Below are 20,938 nucleotides of genomic sequence, written 5' to 3'. Positions count from 1 at the left end.
TCAAACAGATGATAAAAGGATTCAAAACACAAGCCGCCCAGAATTTAATTGCGATCGCAGATCAATTTGCCCAACTGGGAAAGGTTACAGATGTTAAACCATTTGGTAGTGGTAATATCAATGACACATTCTTAGTCACGCTAAATTCCTGGAAAGAACAACATTTTGTCCTACAACGCATCAATACACAGGTGTTTCGCCAGCCAAAACTGATTATGCAGAATATGCGTATCTTCACTTACCATGTTCATAAACGGTTACAAAATACTCCCTTAAATCGTCGTTGGGAAGTACCGCGCGTACTATTAACTAAGGATGCTCAAGACCACTTTCAGGATGCAGACGGCTCCTTTTGGCGGGCGATTAGCTTTATTGAAGGCTCCCAGTCCTTTGATACTATGCGCGATCGCTCACAAGCGCAAGAAATCGGTTATGCCTTGGGGATGTTCCACAATTTAATCAGCGATTTGCCACCAGAAAAACTCGCTGATACCCTTCAAGGATTCCATATTACACCGCTTTACCTCCAGCATTACAAAGAAGCGTTGACGAAAACTAGTGCGCGTCAATCTGCCGAAGTTAATTATTGTTTAGAGTTTGTTAGCGATCGCCAAGCATTTGCACATATCCTAGAAAATGCCAAAGCTGAGGGTAAATTACCTCTGCGTCTGATGCACGGCGATCCAAAAATCAATAACGTTATGTTCGACAATGTTACCCAGCAAGCCGTGAGTGTCATCGACCTCGACACCGTTAAACCTGGTCTGGTACATTACGATATTGGTGATTGTTTGCGATCAGGCTGCAATCCGGCTGGAGAAGAAACCGAGAATTGGGAAAGTGTTTATTTTGACACCGATCTGTGTCAGGGAATCTTGCAAGGTTATCTCTCTGTGGCGAAGGCGTTTCTTACCGAGAATGACTATGCATATATATACGATGCGATCCGTCTCATTGCCTTTGAATTAGGACTGAGATTTTTTGCTGATTATTTAGCTGGGAATGTTTACTTTAAAATAAAGCACCCAGAACATAACTTGGCAAGAGCGATCGTGCAGTTTAAACTTACCGAAAGTATCGAATCTCAAGAAATGCAGATTCGTAACATTATCAAAGATGTGAAATGAACGAGCAGACATTTTCCCTACAACCCTTTCCTTCTAATGAATCGCCGCCTAATTTGAAAATTGCAGGTAATATTGCCCGAAATGGTAATAAACTTGCCATCCGCTATATCCTTGAAGGCGATTTAAAAGAAATTGCAATTGCTACCTCATCAAATACACCATCACGCAAGCATGAATTGTGGAAAGACACCTGCTTCGAGTTCTTCGTTGGCATCAAAAACTCTGCGCGATATTGGGAATTCAACCTATCACCCGCCAGACACTGGAATGTCTATCGCTTGGATGGATACCGTCAAGGAATGCAAGAGGAAACAGCCTTTATAATACTGCCATTTAATATTCAGAATCAACCCCATAAATTAACGCTTGCTTTAAATGTTAATTTAGATAAAATTGTTTCAGCAGAACAAACAATTGAAGTTGCCATTACCACCGTTATTAAACATAGAGATGATGAGGTGAGTTACTGGGCGTTAACTCATCAAGGCGCGGAGGCTGACTTTCATTTGCGGGACAGTTTTGTCATTGAGTTATAAAGACTGATATTCCAAGTTATTGTAAATACCTTCCTTACTGCCAATGAGATTGAGATTAAGGCTGAAATGCTTTCTCTGTCTCAGGATGCTCAATTCCAAACTACTTTTATAGATATTTCAATTAAAGATAAATTTAAGCGCTATCACCATAAAATGGCTGATCTAAGAATAATAAAAACTGAACGGAATCTTAGTCTTGGAGGTTCTGAGAGAATCTTAAAGTCTAAGAACCCAGTAATTATTCCAAAAGAATTATTCGATAATTGACAATGTTTAACTCAATATTGGGACAATGCGATACTTTACCCAAGAAGCTATTCAATTGTTTTACACTTAAATTACCATAGTAAATTAGTGTGTAGCGCTCAAACATGACACAAAACACATTGAAGATTGATGCATTGTGGGATAAAGATGCAGAAGTTTGGGTTGCAACTAGTGAAAACGTGCCAGGATTGGTAACAGAAGCTTCTACCATTGAGTCTCTTACGCAAAAGCTCAGAGAAATGATACCAGAACTCCTTATACTGAATCGAATTGTACCTTCTGATTATGTGGGTTCTATTAGTTTTGAATTAACCAGCCATCGACAAGAGTTGATAGAGGTGGTTTCATAAATGGGTGTGTCTTTAACCCCTGAGTTGAAAAAGATACTTTCGGAAGCTGGTTGCTACTTTGAAAGGCAAGGAAAGGGAGATCATGAAATTTGGTATAGTCCAATCACAGACCGTCGTTTTGTGGTAGATAGTTCTATAAGTCACGCCATACAGCTAATGCAGTTTTGAAACAAACAGGACTGTCTAAAGCGGTTTAATTTTTTTGATAATTTTTGTATTGAGAACCTGGATAATGTACAAAGCGATCGCACATTATTGTAACTTTGGTTGAGTAACAGCGATCGCAATCCTATCTTTTAAGAGAGTTGGAAAGCCGAAAAGAAAAATTTTCAGGTAGGGGCAATTCATGAATTGCCTCTACCGCTTATAGTTTTGTGTAAGTCCCTAAGAGTGTCAATCAGCAGATGAAACGCTTGGTATTGCAGAACGAATTGCACTAATGAAATTTTGAGCATAATTCTGCGTCGAGAAATCTAAGGCGCGTTGTCTAGCAGCTATTCCCGCATTGTGGGCAAATTCTTGCTCGTCAAGATAACGGAGAATTGCGATCGCTAATTTATCCGCATCGCCGTAAGGTGTTAATAGTCCATTTATCCCATTGGTAATAATCTCTGTCGGGCCGCCTGCATCACCAGCAATCACAGGTTTACCCAGCGCCATTGCCTCAATAATCACAATTCCAAAGGGTTCTTTATCCGAAGCATGAACGAATACATCCATCGCCTGCACCCACTCCGGGATATTGTGCTGTAGTCCAGCCATAATTACCTGCTCTTTCAAGCCCAAGTTTGTGATTTCGGCTTTTAAAAAGTCCTCATAGTCGGGTTCAAAATCGTGCTTACCGCCAACTACCACACAATGGGCATCAGGATACTTCTCTAAAATTTTGGGCATCGCTTGCACCAATACGTGCATTCCCTTCCATCGTTGCAATCGTCCCACAATTCCAATCAATGGGCCGTGTAAAGGTAAGCCGAGTTTGCGCCGTGCTTCTTCAGGAGTTGGCAAAGCATTAGGCTCAAATCGGTCTAGGGCTACACCAGGATAAACCAAAGGTGTTGGTCTGTGAGGCCAAATCTCTGCTTGTGCTTGTTTGCCATCTTGGGAAAGAGTGATAATTGCGCGGGCTGGGATTAAAGTAGCGAGTCTTACCAACCAAGTTTTATCGCTAGGTACTTCTAGTTGATACCACACAGCAGGCAAACCAGCCAGCATCGCTGCCAAGCCTCCAGATATATGCGTAATCCACATCCAATTGACAATTATATCTGCACGTTCGCGGCGGGCGATCGCGGCTATCTGAAAAACAGCGCCAATAAAACGGTGGATTTGACGCAAACGTCCACTTTCGACAACTCGCGCATCTATACCAAGGGATTTGACTTGTTCTACCATTGGGCCGTGTTCTAAAAATATCACCAGCCACTCAACACCAGCATTACGTCCTTGCTGTACCAAATCCCAAAGCATCATTTCACCGCCGCCTCGTTGTTCGGCTAGTGGCATTACAATAATTGCTTTCATAATTTTTATCAGTCCTAATTTAAGTTGTAAGATTTTGTTTTTTAACTCAATTCATATAGCAATACGCTTGGATTAAGCATTTTATTTTTTTCTTCTCTCTGTGTTCTCTGCGCCTCTGTGGTGATGCCTCCGGCACGCTCCGCGAACATTAAAAAGACTGACTTCTACAAGGGTATTGATTTATATAGCAGTCCTAAATGAGTCGTGAAAAATATAGATAAGGAAACGAACCGCCAAGAACGCCAAGGACGCAAAGGGAAGAAAGAAGAAAGAAATATGTAATTTTAACCAATGGTTTAGGATTGCTATATTTATGAATTATTTGAATTGCTATAGTATTTATGTCCTGCCATAGCCATAGCCAAAAATCCCCAAAGAATCATCCCTGCTACACTTAACATCCCACTACCAATAACTAGCTGTGTGGCAGAACTGATGCCAATGGCGCGGGCAGCACTGATAAAACTATCAAAACGTCCCTCACCATAACTGCTAACACTAATAATTAACAAGATTAATCCACCCATATAAAAGATGGCTCCAAACCAACCAAGGGTGAAAAACATATCTAAAATGCCACTATCAATTACCACTACTTCAATTTGACCAGTTTTTTCGTTGACTTTCCAGATATTTCCTAAGCCGTTACCTAAACCATTAGAAAGGGCTAGACCAAGGTTTTTGTCATAACTTCCAGATCTATCTTTAAAACTGGTATCTTCTTGGAGATTAGAAAAAGTTTCTAAACGGGCTGATACAACCCCAGCAATTGGCTCAATAGTTGTCAATGGCACAACACAAATTGCCATTACCACAATTATAACGATCAAGCGCATTTGAATTCGCGCCTTGACTGAACCCACAATCATAATTATTCCAAATAACCAACCTCCCCAATTAGTCCGCGCTTGTGTTAGTAGGAAGGATAAGTAACCAACAGCTGAAGCCGGAAAAATTAAATTTCCCGAACTGGTAAATAACAATAATAATCCAGCTTGCATGACGGAACCAAAGGGTCCAACTGAGTGCAATGTACTCCAGACACGCATCCCGAAGGGTACAGGGTTTCCTGAACTCATGAATAGTTTTGATTGGATGAGCCAATACCTATCCCACTCAGGAGCTACTACGAATTGATATATGCCATAAGTTCCTAAAATTAACACACACCAAAGAAATGTTCGCTGAATATTCTGGCGATAACTGGGATAATCTCGCCAGTTTATAAATAAGTGAAAAGCGAAAATGATCGGACTGAGCCAATCCATTAGTCCGCGTGCTACAGGAATTGGTGGGTTATAAATCAGACCGATGAGAAAGCCATAAAAGACTCCGATAAAAGCCATAACAAACGGCAAACCCCCTTGACGAGAGGCGCGGGGAAAATGTCGCAAGAATGTTGCGATAGTTACAAACACCACCAAATAGGGTGCTATGAGCATCTGGCGTGTTGCATCCCAACCTACCTTATAGTCAACTAAGCGGGTAGCTAAAGGTGTGAGAAACCAAATCCACCAGGTAAAGCTGATGTAGAGAATGGGATGCCGCAAGTATAAAAACACGGCTACTGCTAAAGCCGTCACCGGGTAAATTAGACGTAATGCAGCAGTAGCACCAGCAAAATAGCAAACTACAGTTAGTAGTATAAAGCCTGCGATCGCCATCCACCCCTGTTGCGATCGCTCTTGAGGAGAATAGTTTTCTTGTGAAAAACTATTGAAAAGTATCTGCTTAGAATTCATTCAATTTTAGATGTACACATAATTAAACATGAAGCCTTCAAAAAATTCCGAATGAAATAATCGGTCTGCAATGACCAATAACAAATGACAAATGACTAATGACGAATGACAAATTGTTTATATCCTTGCCAACGCCCCCGCCAAGATGCCAGCAATTTTTTCCCTGCCAATTGCCCTTGGCTAGGTAAAAATCTCAGCCATTGTACGAAACCCAAGCTATCGCATGTACCTACAAATACAGCCCAGAATAAAAATATAATCCGGCGGATAAATGGCAGATGCTCTAGTAAAACTAAAGTTTCATTATGGACTAAATTAATAAAGGCAATCTCGTTAAAGTTATTTCGCTGATCTTCATCAAAACGTTTTGCTGGATAATGATCTACAGCAACATTAGGATCGTAAATTATCTTCCAACCAGCCCGTTTTAATGTTAGAGTAAATGCCATTTCAAAATGTACCTGCGCTCCAGTACCACGCATCCGTTCATCAAAGCGCAATTGCCCGATTGCCTCTTTACGAAAACTCATGTTTACGCCTTTGAGAATATCGACTTCACGCGGTTCTCCCACTCCCAGGTGATGGTTGCCAATGACTCGCCCAAACCATTGCAACTGTCCCACTACTGGGCGGGATTCGTCTTCTAATTTGCTGCCGTGGTATATCCAATCACGTCCACCCAGACCGCCAAGGCGACTATCTGAGGTAAAGTAAGCGGCGATGCGCTCTAACCAATCTGGGTGGGGTGCGGCATCATCATCAGTAATAGAGACAATATCGCCCTCCACTGCTGCTAGTCCGGCATTGAGGGCTGCTACTACCCCCGGTTGTGTGACTTTTACGGTATGCAGTGGCAGATTGGGCGCGTTGAATTGCGCCAGGAATTGCCAAGTTTCTGCATCCGTGTCACGGACAACAACTATCACCTGATCGACAGGTTTAATTTGCTCCTGTAGCGCCAAAAGGCAGCGTGACAGGTCTTGTGGACGGCGATAAGTCGGTATCAGAACGGTGTTCCGCATTCTTGCTTAACTCCTCGAATAAATCCACATAAGTTTGTGCCATAGTAGTCCAGCTATGTTTTTCTGCCACAGAACGAGCAGCTTTGCCCATTTGTTGGATGAGGGTGGGACTACTCACCAAGGACATCAACGCCACAGCTAAAGCATCAATATCATCTGAGTCGGATAAGACGATGCCACATTCTGGTATCACCAACTCTCCGCCCCCGGTGGCTGTAGCAGTAATTACTGGGAGTCCTGAAGAAAGCGCTTCTAACAATACGAGGCTGCAAGCTTCGTATCGGGAAGGAAAAACAAATAAATCTACTGCTTGCATAATTTGGGGGATATCACGGCGAAATCCCACAAAATGCACACGTTCATTTAACCCTAACGTTGCTGCTAGTTCTGGGAAAGGGCTATTTTGGGTGTGTCCCACTACTACCAGATGTAAATCGGGGACTTTCACCAAAGCGTGCAGTACTGTATCTAAGTTCTTTCTGGGTGTGCGGATGTCTCCAGCGAATAATGCTAGAGTGACGTTTTCCGGTAAACCTAACTTTTGGCGTAGGCGTAGCCCGCCGCAGGCATCGCTTTCACCAGGGGCAAATTCTTCTAAGTCAACGCCATTGATAATTACGCGAATGCGAGAACGCGGTACGCCAATATTTACTAATTCCTGCGCTACCTTCTCCGATACAGCCACAACAACCTGCGCCTTTTGGAAAGCCTGTTTTTCCCAACGGGCATTAAAAGCTGTAAACAGCCATTGGTACAAACCATATAAATCGCGGCGATTGCGGGAAATATGAACAGGCGATCGCAACCATGAACTATGGACAAAATGTACAGCATTTACATCAGCCGCAGCTAGATTAATTGCACCATTGACTTTAACTAAATCAATCTCAGAGCGATGTTTCCGCAACCAATCTGTACTTTTTTGGGCAAATATGAAATTACGTACAAATTCTGTTGGATAGTCTTTGACTGGAATTCTAACCCAATTAACTTGACTATTATTTTCTAGTTCTGGTGCGATTTCACTCGCTAATAATGTAAGTTGATGACCACGACGAATTGCTTCATTAGCAACCTCATAGTTTACCCGCCCCTGTCCATCACCTTTTTTGATTTTATGAGTAACAATACAAAGTTTCATCCACTACCCTCTTAATAATCTAAGCTCACAAAAATGCTCAGTCCAAGACTTAAAAATAATCTTATTTTTATTCTCTCCGTGTCCTCTGCGTTTCCGTGGGAATGCCTCCGGTACGCTACGCGAACGTTAAAAACCATTTTTCAATACTAAGCTCAACTCTACTATTTCGACATTTTTATTAATTTATCTGCCAAAAATTGAGGAGTAAAACTAAGACTTAGTGCTACGAAAGTTCGCGCATTAAATTTTTGTTTAGTTAGCGCTTGCCAAAAATAAGGACGTGCTATTGCTATCTGTTTACTTCGCAGCAAACCAATTCCCAAAGTTGTATTAGCCTCTAACCATTTCTGTTGAAAATACGTCCTGAATTGCTGTAGACGAGCGTCTTCCATAAAGACTTGATAACAGAACATTTCGCTTTTAGCTTTGCGGATTTTTGCCTGCACATCTCGACTTCCACTGAGCATAGTATCAGTTTGCTCATGGGCGCGATATCGTGTCAGTCTTTCTGGATAGTAGTAAGCGCCATAACCAGAGATACAACAAAGGTAAGTTAAATATAAATCCCACATACCGCCAACTTCTGGAGGAATACTATCCCAATCGACAAGATTATTGCGAATCACACAAGATGCAGCAGTGGGTATACTTTTATCTATCAATCCAATTTTGGAGAAAGGTTGATGAATTCCTTTTGCTAGTTTATCTCGCTTATAAGCGCGTGTATTTTCTTCAGTTCCAATATTATTAATTATGCTATCCGCATCTATGATATATTGGTCACAAAAAGCGAGAATTAACTCAGGATTTGCTTCTAATGATGGTACAAGCTTTGCTAAAAAGTCTTCATTCCACATATCATCATCATGAAGACTAGCAACGTATTTACCTCGCGCTATTTTAAAGGCATGTTGCTGATTAGCAAGCATCCCCACATTTTCCTGATGTCGCCAAAATCTGATGCGTGAATCACCAAAAGATGCCACAAGTGCTTGAGGATTTTCTGGACTGCAATTATCTGAAACAATAATTTCGATATTTTGATAAGTCTGTTTAATAGCACTAGCGATCGCTTGCTTGAGATAATCTGGCCGATTATAGGTAGGGATAATAACGCTGACTAAAGGCTGTTGGCATTCTTGAGATAACGACATATTTTTTCCTTTATATTTAATAGATAAAAGATGCACCTTATAAAGTTTCGACCAAACTAAGCTTATTTCACTTGAGGAATGGTATATAAATTTTTCGCTCTCGAAGGAAAGTCAGCTATTGTTTTTGCATAAATCGTTCGCAGATTATTTACATGAGCCGCCATTGTAAATTCCTTCATCAATAAAGCATGGCCTTGTTCGCCCATCTGTCGGCTTTTTTGATGATCTCCATACAAATCGTGAATAGCATTAGCTAGCTTTTTGATATTATTACCTGGAACTAAAATACCTGTTTCTCCATCTCGTAAATGTTCTGGAATGCCTCCAACTGCACTACCAATTACAGGTCGATAATTAGAGTATGCTTCCAGAGTTACAAGACCGGCGGGTTCAGGCCAAACACTAGGGAAGATGACTGCAAAACACTGTTGATAAAGTTGATTTATTTTGTCAGCATCGCACCAACCATGCCAAATAATCCGATTACTTAATCCGAGTGTGTTTGCTAACTTTTCTAACCGTGGTCGTTCCCAACCTTCACCTGCAATATCAAGTTGAATTTGTGGATTTGTATGTATTAAGGTTTTAAGCAGCCATTCCAAACCTTTATCAGAAACAATCCGTCCTGCAAACAAAATTCTATGATTTTGGTGGATTTCTAAACTTAGGGGTGCGGTTGTTATTTGCGGTACAGAGATGCCACAGTGTAGCGTTACAATTTGCTCCGGGGATACACCGTTTTTAATTAACTCTTGACGCACGTATTCGCTATTAGCAACAAAGGTAATTTTTACCTTTTTTAAGGTATCTAATAACTGATGAGTATTTTGAAGTTCTTTAAGAGTTTTTAACGGTCTACGGCTACCGCATTTATCTGCTAATTTACCCCAGGTACAACCTAAGTAAGAAAAGTTGCGATCGCAGATTGTTCGTTGCCCTGCTAAATACTTTGTGCCACTAGGACAGTACAATGAGTGATTATGGACACTAAAGACAGTAGGACATTCGCCCGTAAGCTGCAATAGCAAATCTGAGCTGTGAATGTGCAGCAGCTTGAATTGACTTTGGTCAACACCCTTGAGCGATTTTATCACGCGATCGCTAACTTCAGGTGGTCGATGTTCAAACAGAGAAGCTAAATAAGTTTCAACACCTCCGCCCTCACCTACATCAAAATTCGAGCATTGATAAATCAGGTCTTCTTCAAAAATACCTCTGTGCAATTGTTTATCATTTTGCTTGACATCACTGATTAAGTTAAGCATTAGCCACCATTCTTTACGTTATTATTCATTGAACTCCCATATAAATAGAGGTTTACTTAATCAATTTATATGCCAACATTAAACCAAAGTTTGTGTCTAACATCACTCACATAATGCCTGAGAGCAATGTTTTTACTTGCAGATTGATCTGGATAGATGAACTGATCTTCTACATTGAGAACATATTCTTTTGTACATAGAGGCTGACCATGATTGTGGTGCATTGTCAAATGTACAATCGTTTGTTCAGTAAAATAAGTAGGAGCCTCTTGAAGATTTGCTAAACGTTCGATAGCAAAACTCCAGTCAAATTCATGCCTAAATAAAATAAACCCACCATTTACTGGATTTGACTTTTCAGACTCATCATAAATAATTCGTTCATCAAGTGACATAGAACAATCAGGTAGATAAAGAGAGTATTTATCTTCCGACTTACTCAAATCAATTAAGTCAATCCCGCCAGGGAAAAATAAAATATCTGAATCAGTGTAAATGGTAGTACCATTAACAGGAATAGACATCAATGCCGACAATTTTCTGCCCATTGGATGCAGTTGGGCATAATCAATAACACATTGAGGTAAATCTGTTCTCAGGAAATTTTGTAAAAGTATTACCTGAACGCAGGGATGGATACGGCGGAGTAAATTACAACTAGAATCAGTATAACTGCCATCAGAAACTACAGTAAATGTCTCTGGAATGCCGACATGACGAATAAATGACCGAATACTTGCCACTTGTTCTGGTAGATCGCGTTCGCATGATAAGGCATAGATACTTACCGGAACTTGCCGAGTTTGCTTGATGGGAATACTGGCAATCTGAGAAATAGCTGCTTTATATAGAGAACGATTAAATTTACCCTGCATTTTAGCAGTGTGGTAGCCTATATTTACCATTTGTTTTTCCTAATTAAAACTATAAATAATTGACTAGGATAATAAACTCGTAATTCGCAAATTACGAATTACGAATTACGAATTACGAATTATAGTATTGCATTTGGTGATATTCCCAAAGTTTGCCTTGGCGTGCGAGTAATTCTTGATATTTGCCCTGTTCTACTATCCGCCCTGCTTCTAGAACTACAACTTTATCTGCTTTAGAAATAGTAGAAAGACGGTGAGCGATCGCAATTACTGTTCTACCCACAGATAGCTTTTCTAATGAATCTTGAATTAAGCGCTCAGATACAGAATCTAGGGCGCTAGTTGCTTCATCCAAAATCAAAATTTCGGGGTTCCGTAGTAGCGCCCGCGCAATCGCAATTCGCTGTCTTTGCCCTCCAGATAATCTAACACCCCGATCTCCTAATTGGGTATTAAAACCTTCGGGCATTTCTAAAATAAATTCGAGCGCATTTGCTAATTTAGCAGCTTCTTGAATTTGCTCATTAGTCGCTTGTGGAGTCCCATAAGCAATATTTTGCCAAACATCAGTATTGAAGATAAAAGTATCCTGACTGACAACAGCTATTTGACGACGGAGGGAGTTAATTTCAAACAGCTTTATATCAACTTCATCGATATAAACATTTCCCTCTGTGGCATTGTAAAATCGGGGAATTAAATCAGCAAGGGTAGTTTTGCCAGCACCAGAAGCTCCGACTAGTGCAGTCATTTTTCCCTTTTCAATGGTTAGGGTAATGTTATGCAGTACTAAATTTTTGTCATCGTAGCCGAAATCTACCGATACTAAATTTATTGCCCTTTCTAAAGCTTTAAATTCCAGCTTTCCATTCTGAAAATAATTTTTATCATCACTTTTCAACAGATTTTTAATGTTGTCTGCCGAGCCATGTAGAGTACTGAGAAATGCTCTCGTGCCATTAATATCTTGAACAAACGGAATGAAGCGAAATAGCACAAAGAAAAAGGTTAGCAAAGAAGCAACTTGTAACGTCCCATTACTAACCAGGCTAGTGAATGCCAAAATAATCATTCCGATCAATACCGTAGTAGCTACTCCTTCGGCAATTGGCTTAACAAGTGTCCAAGTAAATACAACTTTAGTTGTAGTACTTACTACCTTGTCGCTAGCTTTGTAGTAACGCTGGCGCTCAAATTCTTGAGTACCACAAGAATGAACAGTGCGAATGCCATTGATAAATTCTATGGCTGTTGATGTAAAATTAGCATTAGCAGTTGTCATGCCAAAACTCGATTCTCTAACTCTGGTATTCAGATTAGATAACCCTACACCTAAAAGTGTAAATAGCAATGCTGAAATCACAGTTAGTTGCCATGATATCAAGAACATTGATATTAAGTAGACAAAAGTTGTTATTCCTCTAGTTACTAAAAAAGCTGCGCCACTAAAACCCTGCCGGATTCTTTCAATTTCTGTAGTGATTGTGTTAATCAGTTCACCAGAACGAGTTTTGGCAAAGTAACTTAACGATAAGGATTGTAACTGTTCAAAAATTTGTTTGCGTAAGCGATCGCCAAAATGCAGTTGAGATAATTCAGTATAGACTTGTCCAAAATAATTGAAGGCAACACGCAACCAAGTACTCAATAAAATCAGCGAAGATATGCGGTATAAACGATTAATTGCCGATGTCTTAGATCCCAATACTAAAGTGTCAAACCATTCTACTCCTGTTTGTACAGGTTGAGCGTTTGGACTAGTCAAGCTTTGCAAAAAGGAGAGTAAAAAACCAATACTCACACCTTCAAAGGTTGCTGCTAAAATTGAGAATGCTAGAGCTAAAATTACTATTTTGCGAAAGTGTTTAAATTCTCGCAATAGCAAATAGTTGTCTTGCCAAAAGCTGGAAGCTTTAAGCAGACTACGGAGTTTTTGAAGAACTTGAGAATTCATGGATTTTATAATAATAGTTTGGCAAGGTAGATAGACCGCTATAGATGCTACGTAAGTAATTTTTGGGTTAGCTTCAGTGCGGTAGATGAAATACCGCACAGATAAGTTACAGTGTTTGGCTATCTAGATGTAACAGGTGAGACTCTGACTCTACTTCCCATGAAGCTTTAATTTCTGGTAGTTTATTTAGCTGTACTGCATCTTCTAAAGTCCAACCACGAGATCCCGTCAAACTCATGTCACCCCGCAGCACGTTAAATAACTGCGGCAGATTGTCGAGATTGTATTTACCCATCCAACGCCCTAGTGGTGTGATGTTATGTGAGCAAAACTTTATTACTTGAAAGAGTTTACCCCGTTCTCCAACACGCCATTCATGGCAAAAAAGCGATCCTGTCGAGTCAATCTGCATCAACACAATCAATCCCAACATTACTGGACTTACTAATAGCAGCAAGACGAAAGCAGCAATCCAATCAATTAGTCGCTGCAATTCTCTCCAGGGTTGGTTAGGCAGTTTATTGCCTGTAGGTATGCTGAGGAATATTGGTTTATCTGCTTCTTTGCACGCATCTGCCCAAAACCTCAGCAAAGCCTCACCCAGCTTTGGATCTATGCTTACCAAAGTTACAGGAGAATGTTGTAAGCATTCTACTAGCGATCGCTTACTATCTAATGAAGGTAAATATGGTTGTTTAACTTGTCCACGTGGTTTCACCAACAGTTGACCCCGCCGCCACAGGAGTGTGCAGTACCCACGATTATCTTGGTGTTCCTGGGTTACATCATATAAATTCTCTAGAGTTGGAATTATTGAAGCTGTCATAATGTCTTTGGGTTTATACAGGAGTGAATTAGTGAGGCGTTATCAAAGGCTATTAATGCCAAAGACCCAAATCCGAATCTTGTTGTAAGTCCAAAAGTTGGAGATAATTGAGGGCAAAAATATGTTATTGCTATTTGCCACTCAGCCAAGCACATATCGTCCAGAATTCTGGTGATGTAGAGGTGTACAAATCAACGTTACTATCAATATTCATGGGCAATCGGTATTTTCCGGTAACTACTGAAAGTAGAAATATGTAGAGGGAAATTACCCATAAATCTCTATCTACGTTTAATTGCACTGAGGTGTTTATTGTCTCGATAGATTTATCAAAACAAGTCTAATCTTGTCTTCTAGCCTTTATGAAGGTGCTTTAATTTCTAGAATATAAGACTATATAGAAATAGCGATCGCTCAAATAAATTCTTTATTTACTCTTTAAATAGCCAGTGATTTCTCTGACAACCCATAAAGATAGTATAAATATACTAAAATTTTCCTGATGGCAATAAAATTAAATTTTTTTGATTAATGTAAAATGCAAGATCCCCGACTTCTTAAAGAAGTCGGGGATCTATGATCTCGCAGTACTAGCTATTTTTCTACAGCTTGACGCAGAGCTAATTGCTGTTGTTTGATATAAGGTACGTAATTGCTACTAGAGTTTGATACCCCGTTAGCTACAACCCCAATCAGGTTTAACTTACTTAGCATTGCTGTAGCTTGAGTCAGCTGGCTTCGAGTCACAATACCAATGCTTGCCACCATAACCACGCTACGACAAGATGAAGCGGTAAGCATGGCATCCACCAAACCGAGAACTGGGGGAGCATCTATGAGTACCAAATCATAGTTTTCTTCAAAAGCTGCCATCAATTCCATCATCCGAGGCGAACTCAACAAATTAGCTGGGTCAGCAGGTTTGGGGCCAGCAGTCAAAATATCGATGTAGGAGGAACCTGAATATTGAAGGCTAATCTGGTTGGGTAGATTTGCATCACTCGCCAATAAAGTTGAAAGCCCCTGTTCATTAGGAAGATTCAGTTGATGATGCAAACTGGGATCGCGTAAATTGGCATCAATTAATAACACCCTTTTGTGTAAACGGGCAGCACTCATTGCTAAACCTAACGCCAAAGCTGACTTACCCTCATCTGGTAAAGCTGAGGTAATCATCAAAGATTTCAAGTTAGCAACAGTATTTAAAAGTTCAATGTTCTTGTAAATCAGATCCAGCGATTCCCAACGCGGTGGAGATTGCAGTACCTGAATTGTCCAAGGGGCGAGAACTTCTGGCTTACCAAAGGGCAATTTGATCATTGATTCTCTGGGTTTGGCTGGCGGTAATTTGGGGGTTGTTCCCAACAACGGCATAGCCATTTGCTTCTCTAATTCAGCAGTGGTGTGAACTGCATCATCAGCCGATTCCCGAATGAAGGCAGCAATACCTCCTAACATAAATCCAACTACTCCACCTAATAGTAAGTTCTGCTGGAGATTGGGGCCTAATTGTGCGCCTTTTTGAGGATCTTCTACCACTTCCCAATTAAAACCACCTTTAGAAAGTTCTTGTCGCAATTGCTGCTCTGCTCTTAAAAGTTGCTCTAATCTTTCACGACTAAATTGCAACTGTGGTAGCATCCGATTGTAATAAGCTAACAGAGGCGGGAAGCGTTTGATTTCTAAACGTAGCTCGTTTTCTTTCTGGGACAAACTTTGATCGCGAGCAGTTAAAGCTACTATAGTTGTCTGCGTTTCTACTAACTGACCAGCAAGGCTAAGATCGATTTGCCCAAGTTGTCCTTTTTCAAGAAGCGAGTCTCCAGAAGCGAATGCACCAGCAGATTTTTCGCCTAAAGTTCTTCCTACTTCTTGTTGCAATAATTCTTTTTGACCCTGAAGCTGTTCTTTGAGCTTTTGCACACTCGGAGTCTGATCTGTAAAGCGTAGACGTTCTTGTGCTAGTGCCAGTTCGCTTTTTTGGATTTCGTTCAATAAGCCTTGATAGCGAGTAGACTGACTCAGACGAGAAGCAACTAGAGCATTTTGAGGAGAACGGTTAAGTTGTTCTTCCAAAGATTTTTGGCGTGCTAAGGCTTCGCCATACTGAGCGCGAGTTGTCTGTCTTTCTTGAGCAATATTATTTAAACCTGTCTCAATCGCTTTTGCTTGTGACTCTGGATCGATTAAGTTCTGATTTCTGCGAAATCTTTGTAAATTAGTCTCAGATGCGTTTACTTCTTCACTGGCTTTACTTAACTGTTCTCTAATAATTTGCAGACCTTTTTGTAAGCGCGAACTCTGTTGTTCTTTGTTATATTCCAGATAAACTTGTCGAATTGCACCCAGAACTTTTTGTGTCTTTTCTGGATCTCCAGCAGTGTATTCAACTTGAAAGATTTTAGTAGCGACATTATCTTCTTTGCTTCTCAATTGAGTTAAGACTAAAGAAGCTTTAATTTCACCTGTACTGATATCTGGATAATCAGACTTAAGTTTATCAACTGCTTTTTGGATAAGTCCAGAACTCTGCATCAAGTTAAGCTGAGTTGCAGTATCTATCACAATGTTAGAGTCAGTAAACTGGCTATCTACCCCTGCTCCTTCTTTCTTACCTTGATAGTTAGATTCTACTAGCAGTTGCATTGAACTTTTATAAGTTGGTTTAGTCTTTAAAGTTACTATGCCTGCAATAGCAATAGAACTAATCAATACTGCTAAAAACCAAGGAAATCTTCGCACAAATACGGCAAACAATTGTCCGTAACTTGGTTCAGTTTCAGAGGCTGGATTTATTTGAGGATTTAGACTAGCTTGAACCACTTTTGTTATCCTTGTCTTCGAGACTTACGCTAAGAGATATTCCGAAGAATGCCTATTTTTTTACTAACCACCCTTCGGGTTCACCAGTCGCCTACGGTGGTAAACCCGCCTACAGCGCTGGTTCACCAAGTGCGCCAAGTGCGCCAAGGAGGAGAGAAAATAAATAGGTAATCTTATAGTTGAAAAAAAATTCAGAAATCAAATAAATATTTGATACCCGCCACAAGCTTGGTTAATAATTTGCTCAACTTTCCCAAAGAATGCATTCTCTGAAAAGTTTGCTACTGCATGATTACGGATGCGATCGTAATCCCAAGAGATGCCATTAGCTTCTTGTAATGCGATTTGTAGAGATTCGGGTGTTTGTCTTTTGAAAAAGACTCCTGTTTCACCTGGTATTTGAGTATCTAATACTCCACCGGCTCCATAAGCGATGACTGGTGTGCCGCTAGCATTAGCCTCTACTGGAACTAAACCGTAATCTTCTAAGGCTGCGACAATAATAGACTTGGCTTTGGAAAACAAGTCTTTGCGGGTTCTATCACTTACGTGTCCCAAGAACACAATATTTTTTAATGCTTTAGATTTTAACCGTTCTAGTTCTGGCCCGTCACCTGATATTAATAATTGCCATCCTAGCCAGTTAAAAGCTTCGACTATTATATCAAGTCGTTTATAGCTAATCATCCGGGCTGATGCCAGATAATATTCATCTTTTATATCTGAAAAAACAAATTTACTAGTATCAATTGGATAATTAACCATCATTGCCTTTTTGCCGTAAATATTTTCAATCCGGCGGGCAACAACACTAGAATTAGCAATGTAAAGGTCAGGTTCCTGGGCATATTTCAGGTCTACCTTTCTCATTAATTGAAATACTTGTTCGATTAAAGGTGCAAAATATCTATAGTCTCCGTATTCTCTTAAATAGGTTGCTGTATCCCATAAGAAACGGGTGACGTTATGACAAAAGCAAATGTGGCGGGCATTGGGATTTTTTCGGACTGCTTTGGCGAAGCTGGTGCTACTACTAATAATTAAATCGTAGTCTTGCAGATCCAAGGCGCGAAAGGCAGGAAAATATAAAGGAGCCATTGCCCTGAAATATTTTGCTGCACCAGGGATTTTTTGTAAGAAGGTTGTGTTGACGATGCGATCGCCTAAATCGATAGTTTTTTGGCGATCGTACAGAGATGTGAAAATGTCTGCTTCGGGATAGCGTTTACAAAGCAGTTCAAATACACGCTCTGCCCCACCTCGCTGGGTTAAGTAATCATGGACTAGAGCAATTTTCATCAATTTGACCTAAAGTTTCGATCGGGTGTGTTTCAACGCTCCCCAGCCAGTTGCTATCAACAACTTTAGTGTCCCACAGTATAGCTTCCTATCCTCTTTACGAAATTCTGGCGACAAATACGTTGGTAGGGGCTTTGGAGATCCCCCCAACCCCCTTAAAAAGGGGGGCTTTTCTCCTCTTTACCCCTTTTTTAAGCGGGTCGCCGTAGGCGGGGGGATCTAATCCGAAACGTAGTAAGGGCGTACAGCTAGCTGTACGCCCCTACAGCCAATTCATTTGTTGCGAATATTTTTGGAACCGATATTACCCAACTGCTACCAAGATTTTTTCTGTGGCGAAATAATTGTTTTGCTCAGTTCTTAGTTGGTCGCAAAGTCTACCTTCAGGTAATTCTACATCCTCATAAGTGAGGACTTGATCCTTAGAAATATCCCGTTTTAGACGACATCCTTCGGCTAAACCAATTGGTAAGAGATTTTGCTGTTGGACGATGGGGGAATTTTCACATTGTCCGTAGGTCATGTAGTAACCGATGCCATCCAGGGTTTCTCCAGCTTTCAAGTCGATTTTGGCAGTGGTGACAACATCTACTAACGGGCCTGCGAGTGGAGACATAACGGCATCACCGAATAGAACAGCACGCGCTACGGACAGGGGAACTTCAAAATGACAGAGGTGATAAGGAGTATAGAAGCTGTAAAGTGGGCCTTCGCCTAATTTGTATAGGTTGAGATAGTGGCGTTGCTTGGGGTCGTCGTGAGTGGCAAATACATATACGCCTGGGCCTGGTTTTGCTCCAACTACATAATCGACAATGCCGCCCAGTTCTTTGAGTTGTTTAACATCATATAAATGGGTCATTTCCTCGACATAACCGTTGAAGTCATATCCCAGCATTCCCCGTTTGGCGACTTTCATCCCTGTGGCATTGGCAACGATCGCTTGCTCGAAGGAAATTTTGGTTCCGTCGGCGAAGCTAGCCACCATGTGGGGCTTTTGACCCCAACGTTTAGCAAATCCCTCCTGGGTGGTGGGATTGCGATAAGGGTCTTGGAGTCCTTTAATGTTACCGCACAATAAGGGAGTTAGACCAATGCTTTTTACAAAGCGGTAGAGGTTCATTTGCACCCCTGGCTGATCGCCATCACAAGCAGTAAGAATGACACCTGCTTTGTCAGCATAGACTTTGAGGATGGGGCCAATAGTGCCGTCGAGTTCGGCATTCATCATGATCACATGTTTGCAATGAGCGATCGCTTCCATAACGATGTGAGCGCCAAATTCCACTGCACCTGTGACTTCGATGATGGCCTCGATGCCCTCAGCCCGACACAATAACTTAGCGTCTTCTGTGACTGCATACTTACCGTTTGCGATCGCATCTTCTAATGCGCTGACAGTTCCAACAACTTGAATATCTTCAATTCCTGCTTCCGAATAAGCTTGTTTAGCTGCATCAATCTGACGATTGGAGATTGCAACTAACTCCATTCCTGGCACAGAATTGACAATTTGGTTGGCAATTCCTCGACCCATAAAACCAGCACCAATCATTCCCACCTTGATAGGATTTCCTGCTGCTGCACGGGCTTGTAAGGCGCGATCGATAATAATCATGAACTAAACTCCTTTTTGGAACTGTTGGTTGTGATACAAATTCTCTATAAACTTGCACTTAATGATTTTTTACAGCTAAATATTAAGTACATTTTTATGGGAATTAAGATTAGCGATCGCTACTAACTGGTTGTTTGCTAGATGCTATAGAAACAGGATGTTTTTTCTGGCTGTGATTTTCGATAATTTGCTCCACAACATTTCTGTAGACTTGGGCAAACTTTTCTCTGGTATGATTTGCTCTTGCATATTCCCAAGCCTGACGAGACATAAACTTTAAATCTTCTTCAGGCAAATTGGAAATACTTATAATTTTCGCCTTAATTTCTTCAAGGGAAAGATTATCGAAAATCACACCAAAATCGTGAACATCAACACCAGATTCGTAGCTTAAAATGGGAATTAACCCAGCTTGTAAACAACTGATTACCGCTCCTGATTGTCCTTCAGAAACGGAAGGATAAACCAGCCCTAGACAATTATTTGTCACCTCTATAAAATCAGGACTGGTAACATCAATCCACCCATAAGTATGAATATTAGGCGTTTCATACAGTTCTTTATAGAAAGCTCGTTCAAATTCTTTGTCATTACTTACCGGGCCACAAATTGTTAAATGGTATTCCGGCATTTGAGCAAAGGCATCTAAAACTAAATCTAATCCTTTAAGGACTAAAGCACTACCACCAAACCAGAGAAAACGTTTTCTTACCGCTTCAAAATCTTTCTTATCAGGATAGGGATAAACGACAGGCGAAGAAATTGGGATACGATACATCGGTTTATTGGCATACTTGAATGTATCAGTTGTGAAATCGTTACCCAACACAATTGCACAATCTGCATATTCAATTCCCAAGTTAGGAACCTCAAATCGCTGTGGTTTTAAGGTGATACCTTTGCGCCGTTGTAGTTCTAAAAGCCTATTGCATTCTGCTGCATTACGAAACACCATATTCGCAATGTCAACGTGGAAAATTTTGATACAATCTTTATTGAGTTTTGGTGTAAGGGCTTCCATCCGATGACGGATATCAATGAAAAATGCGTAATCCTTTTGCGGAACGAATTTATCATTGTGGAACTGGATAACATCAACGTTATAGCCCAAGTCTAAAAAAGTTTGAGCTATTTGCCAAACTTCCCAGTACCAAGTATGGTCATTAGGCATTGCCTGACCAGCTTTTAAGAGAAATGGCTCAATCCGATAAGAAAGAAGTACATTCCCCTTAGAAGGTTTTTTTGGCTTTAGAGAAACAACCTGTAATGTTTTCGCGTAATTAATACGAGCTTGAACTTTATTGGAGACAAAAGAGATAGTATTAGCGACACGAGATAGAATACTATTTAACATTTATTTCTACCTAATTTCATTAACTGAATATCTCAAAGCTTAATTAGTAATTGGTATTTAT

General features: G+C 40.6%; 20 protein-coding genes. 6 read left to right on the top strand and 14 right to left on the bottom strand.

Going from position 1 to position 20,938, the window contains the following annotated elements:
* Positions 1-8: 8 nt before the first annotated feature.
* From V7K38_RS20270 to V7K38_RS20250, 5 genes are all read left to right on the top strand, one after another.
* Positions 9-1,127, top strand: coding sequence for a phosphotransferase enzyme family protein (locus tag V7K38_RS20270; protein WP_334860191.1), 1,119 nt, complete (start codon positions 9-11; stop codon positions 1,125-1,127).
* Entirely contained in the window at positions 1,124-1,663 is a 540-nt protein-coding gene (locus tag V7K38_RS20265; protein WP_334860190.1) for a DOMON-like domain-containing protein, read from the top strand. The genes V7K38_RS20270 and V7K38_RS20265 overlap by 4 nt, the downstream gene beginning before the upstream one ends.
* A 66-nt stretch (positions 1,664-1,729) precedes the next feature.
* Positions 1,730-1,930 (top strand): hypothetical protein, encoded by a 201-nt coding sequence (locus V7K38_RS20260; protein WP_334860189.1) that lies wholly within the window; start codon positions 1,730-1,732, stop codon positions 1,928-1,930.
* A gap of 104 nt (positions 1,931-2,034) precedes the next feature.
* Positions 2,035-2,280 carry a DUF1902 domain-containing protein gene (locus V7K38_RS20255; RefSeq protein ID WP_334860188.1) on the top strand — a complete coding sequence of 82 codons (246 nt, stop codon included), beginning with the start codon at positions 2,035-2,037 and terminating at the stop codon, positions 2,278-2,280.
* Complete coding sequence (locus V7K38_RS20250; protein ID WP_334860187.1) at positions 2,281-2,448, top strand: type II toxin-antitoxin system HicA family toxin; 168 nt, start codon at positions 2,281-2,283, stop codon at positions 2,446-2,448.
* 225 nt (positions 2,449-2,673) lie between these two features.
* Here V7K38_RS20250 and V7K38_RS20245 read toward each other — a convergent pair whose 3' ends face one another.
* From V7K38_RS20245 to V7K38_RS20195, 11 genes are all read right to left on the bottom strand, one after another.
* A complete protein-coding gene (locus V7K38_RS20245) occupies positions 2,674-3,804 on the bottom strand; it encodes a glycosyltransferase family 4 protein (protein ID WP_334860186.1) in 1,131 nt (376 codons plus the stop codon).
* 311 nt (positions 3,805-4,115) lie between these two features.
* Positions 4,116-5,546 carry an O-antigen ligase domain-containing protein gene (locus V7K38_RS20240; RefSeq protein ID WP_334860185.1) on the bottom strand — a complete coding sequence of 477 codons (1,431 nt, stop codon included), beginning with the start codon at positions 5,544-5,546 and terminating at the stop codon, positions 4,116-4,118.
* Between the two features lie 95 nt (positions 5,547-5,641).
* Positions 5,642-6,568: a glycosyltransferase family 2 protein gene (locus tag V7K38_RS20235; protein WP_334860184.1), complete on the bottom strand. Its 927-nt coding sequence runs from the start codon at positions 6,566-6,568 to the stop codon at positions 5,642-5,644.
* Positions 6,486-7,709 carry a glycosyltransferase family 4 protein gene (locus V7K38_RS20230; RefSeq protein WP_334860183.1) on the bottom strand — a complete coding sequence of 408 codons (1,224 nt, stop codon included), beginning with the start codon at positions 7,707-7,709 and terminating at the stop codon, positions 6,486-6,488. The genes V7K38_RS20235 and V7K38_RS20230 overlap by 83 nt, the downstream gene beginning before the upstream one ends.
* Positions 7,710-7,870: 161 nt before the next feature.
* Positions 7,871-8,863, bottom strand: coding sequence for a glycosyltransferase family 2 protein (locus tag V7K38_RS20225; protein ID WP_334860182.1), 993 nt, complete (start codon positions 8,861-8,863; stop codon positions 7,871-7,873).
* Between the two features lie 62 nt (positions 8,864-8,925).
* Positions 8,926-10,128, bottom strand: a complete 1,203-nt coding sequence (locus V7K38_RS20220; protein WP_334860181.1) for a glycosyltransferase family 4 protein — start codon at positions 10,126-10,128, stop codon at positions 8,926-8,928.
* A 65-nt stretch (positions 10,129-10,193) separates the two neighbouring features.
* Positions 10,194-11,033, bottom strand: a complete 840-nt coding sequence (locus V7K38_RS20215; protein ID WP_334860180.1) for a hypothetical protein — start codon at positions 11,031-11,033, stop codon at positions 10,194-10,196.
* 82 nt (positions 11,034-11,115) lie between these two features.
* Positions 11,116-12,957, bottom strand: a complete 1,842-nt coding sequence (gene hepA, locus V7K38_RS20210) for a heterocyst formation ABC transporter subunit HepA (RefSeq protein ID WP_334860179.1) — start codon at positions 12,955-12,957, stop codon at positions 11,116-11,118.
* Between the two features lie 106 nt (positions 12,958-13,063).
* Positions 13,064-13,783: a heterocyst development glycosyltransferase HepC gene (gene hepC / locus V7K38_RS20205; protein ID WP_334860178.1), complete on the bottom strand. Its 720-nt coding sequence runs from the start codon at positions 13,781-13,783 to the stop codon at positions 13,064-13,066.
* 130 nt (positions 13,784-13,913) lie between these two features.
* On the bottom strand, positions 13,914-14,084 hold the full coding sequence (locus tag V7K38_RS20200) for a hypothetical protein (RefSeq protein WP_334860177.1): 171 nt from the start codon (positions 14,082-14,084) through the stop codon (positions 13,914-13,916).
* Positions 14,085-14,377: 293 nt separating this feature from the next.
* On the bottom strand, positions 14,378-16,606 hold the full coding sequence (locus V7K38_RS20195) for a GumC family protein (protein WP_334860176.1): 2,229 nt from the start codon (positions 16,604-16,606) through the stop codon (positions 14,378-14,380).
* 11 nt (positions 16,607-16,617) lie between these two features.
* Here V7K38_RS20195 and V7K38_RS20190 point away from each other — a divergent pair, with 11 nt between their 5' ends.
* Positions 16,618-16,773 carry a hypothetical protein gene (locus V7K38_RS20190; protein ID WP_334860175.1) on the top strand — a complete coding sequence of 52 codons (156 nt, stop codon included), beginning with the start codon at positions 16,618-16,620 and terminating at the stop codon, positions 16,771-16,773.
* Positions 16,774-16,804: 31 nt separating this feature from the next.
* On the opposite strand, the gene V7K38_RS20185 is transcribed toward V7K38_RS20190, so the two are convergent.
* The 3 genes from V7K38_RS20185 to V7K38_RS20175 form a co-directional block, all read right to left on the bottom strand.
* Positions 16,805-17,905 carry a glycosyltransferase gene (locus V7K38_RS20185; protein WP_334860174.1) on the bottom strand — a complete coding sequence of 367 codons (1,101 nt, stop codon included), beginning with the start codon at positions 17,903-17,905 and terminating at the stop codon, positions 16,805-16,807.
* Positions 17,906-18,209: 304 nt separating this feature from the next.
* A complete protein-coding gene (locus V7K38_RS20180; protein WP_334860173.1) occupies positions 18,210-19,523 on the bottom strand; it encodes an NAD(P)H-dependent oxidoreductase in 1,314 nt (437 codons plus the stop codon).
* Positions 19,524-19,632: 109 nt separating this feature from the next.
* Positions 19,633-20,877, bottom strand: coding sequence for a glycosyltransferase (locus tag V7K38_RS20175; protein ID WP_334860172.1), 1,245 nt, complete (start codon positions 20,875-20,877; stop codon positions 19,633-19,635).
* Positions 20,878-20,938 lie beyond the last annotated feature (61 nt).

It is taken from the genome of Nostoc sp., from assembly GCF_036917465.1.
GTDB lineage: Bacteria > Cyanobacteriota > Cyanobacteriia > Cyanobacteriales > Nostocaceae > Nostoc.
Note: the sequence above shows the minus strand (reverse complement) of the source record. Positions and strands in the feature narration are given on the sequence as shown.

Excerpts from the sequence above, each read along its gene's own strand:
- V7K38_RS20185 (WP_334860174.1), bottom strand. The coding sequence starts at position 17,905 with ATGAAAATTGCTCTAGTCCATGATTACTTAACCCAGCGAGGTGGGGCA.
- V7K38_RS20265 (WP_334860190.1), top strand. The coding sequence starts at position 1,124 with ATGAACGAGCAGACATTTTCCCTACAACCCTTTCCTTCTAATGAATCG.
- V7K38_RS20235 (WP_334860184.1), bottom strand. The coding sequence starts at position 6,568 with ATGCGGAACACCGTTCTGATACCGACTTATCGCCGTCCACAAGACCTG.
- V7K38_RS20220 (WP_334860181.1), bottom strand. The coding sequence starts at position 10,128 with ATGCTTAACTTAATCAGTGATGTCAAGCAAAATGATAAACAATTGCAC.
- V7K38_RS20270 (WP_334860191.1), top strand. The coding sequence starts at position 9 with ATGATAAAAGGATTCAAAACACAAGCCGCCCAGAATTTAATTGCGATC.
- hepC (WP_334860178.1), bottom strand. The coding sequence starts at position 13,783 with ATGACAGCTTCAATAATTCCAACTCTAGAGAATTTATATGATGTAACC.
- V7K38_RS20240 (WP_334860185.1), bottom strand. The coding sequence starts at position 5,546 with ATGAATTCTAAGCAGATACTTTTCAATAGTTTTTCACAAGAAAACTAT.
- V7K38_RS20175 (WP_334860172.1), bottom strand. The coding sequence starts at position 20,877 with ATGTTAAATAGTATTCTATCTCGTGTCGCTAATACTATCTCTTTTGTC.
- V7K38_RS20245 (WP_334860186.1), bottom strand. The coding sequence starts at position 3,804 with ATGAAAGCAATTATTGTAATGCCACTAGCCGAACAACGAGGCGGCGGT.
- hepA (WP_334860179.1), bottom strand. The coding sequence starts at position 12,957 with ATGAATTCTCAAGTTCTTCAAAAACTCCGTAGTCTGCTTAAAGCTTCC.
- V7K38_RS20180 (WP_334860173.1), bottom strand. The coding sequence starts at position 19,523 with ATGATTATTATCGATCGCGCCTTACAAGCCCGTGCAGCAGCAGGAAAT.
- V7K38_RS20260 (WP_334860189.1), top strand. The coding sequence starts at position 1,730 with ATGCTTTCTCTGTCTCAGGATGCTCAATTCCAAACTACTTTTATAGAT.
- V7K38_RS20225 (WP_334860182.1), bottom strand. The coding sequence starts at position 8,863 with ATGTCGTTATCTCAAGAATGCCAACAGCCTTTAGTCAGCGTTATTATC.
- V7K38_RS20230 (WP_334860183.1), bottom strand. The coding sequence starts at position 7,709 with ATGAAACTTTGTATTGTTACTCATAAAATCAAAAAAGGTGATGGACAG.
- V7K38_RS20255 (WP_334860188.1), top strand. The coding sequence starts at position 2,035 with ATGACACAAAACACATTGAAGATTGATGCATTGTGGGATAAAGATGCA.
- V7K38_RS20250 (WP_334860187.1), top strand. The coding sequence starts at position 2,281 with ATGGGTGTGTCTTTAACCCCTGAGTTGAAAAAGATACTTTCGGAAGCT.
- V7K38_RS20215 (WP_334860180.1), bottom strand. The coding sequence starts at position 11,033 with ATGGTAAATATAGGCTACCACACTGCTAAAATGCAGGGTAAATTTAAT.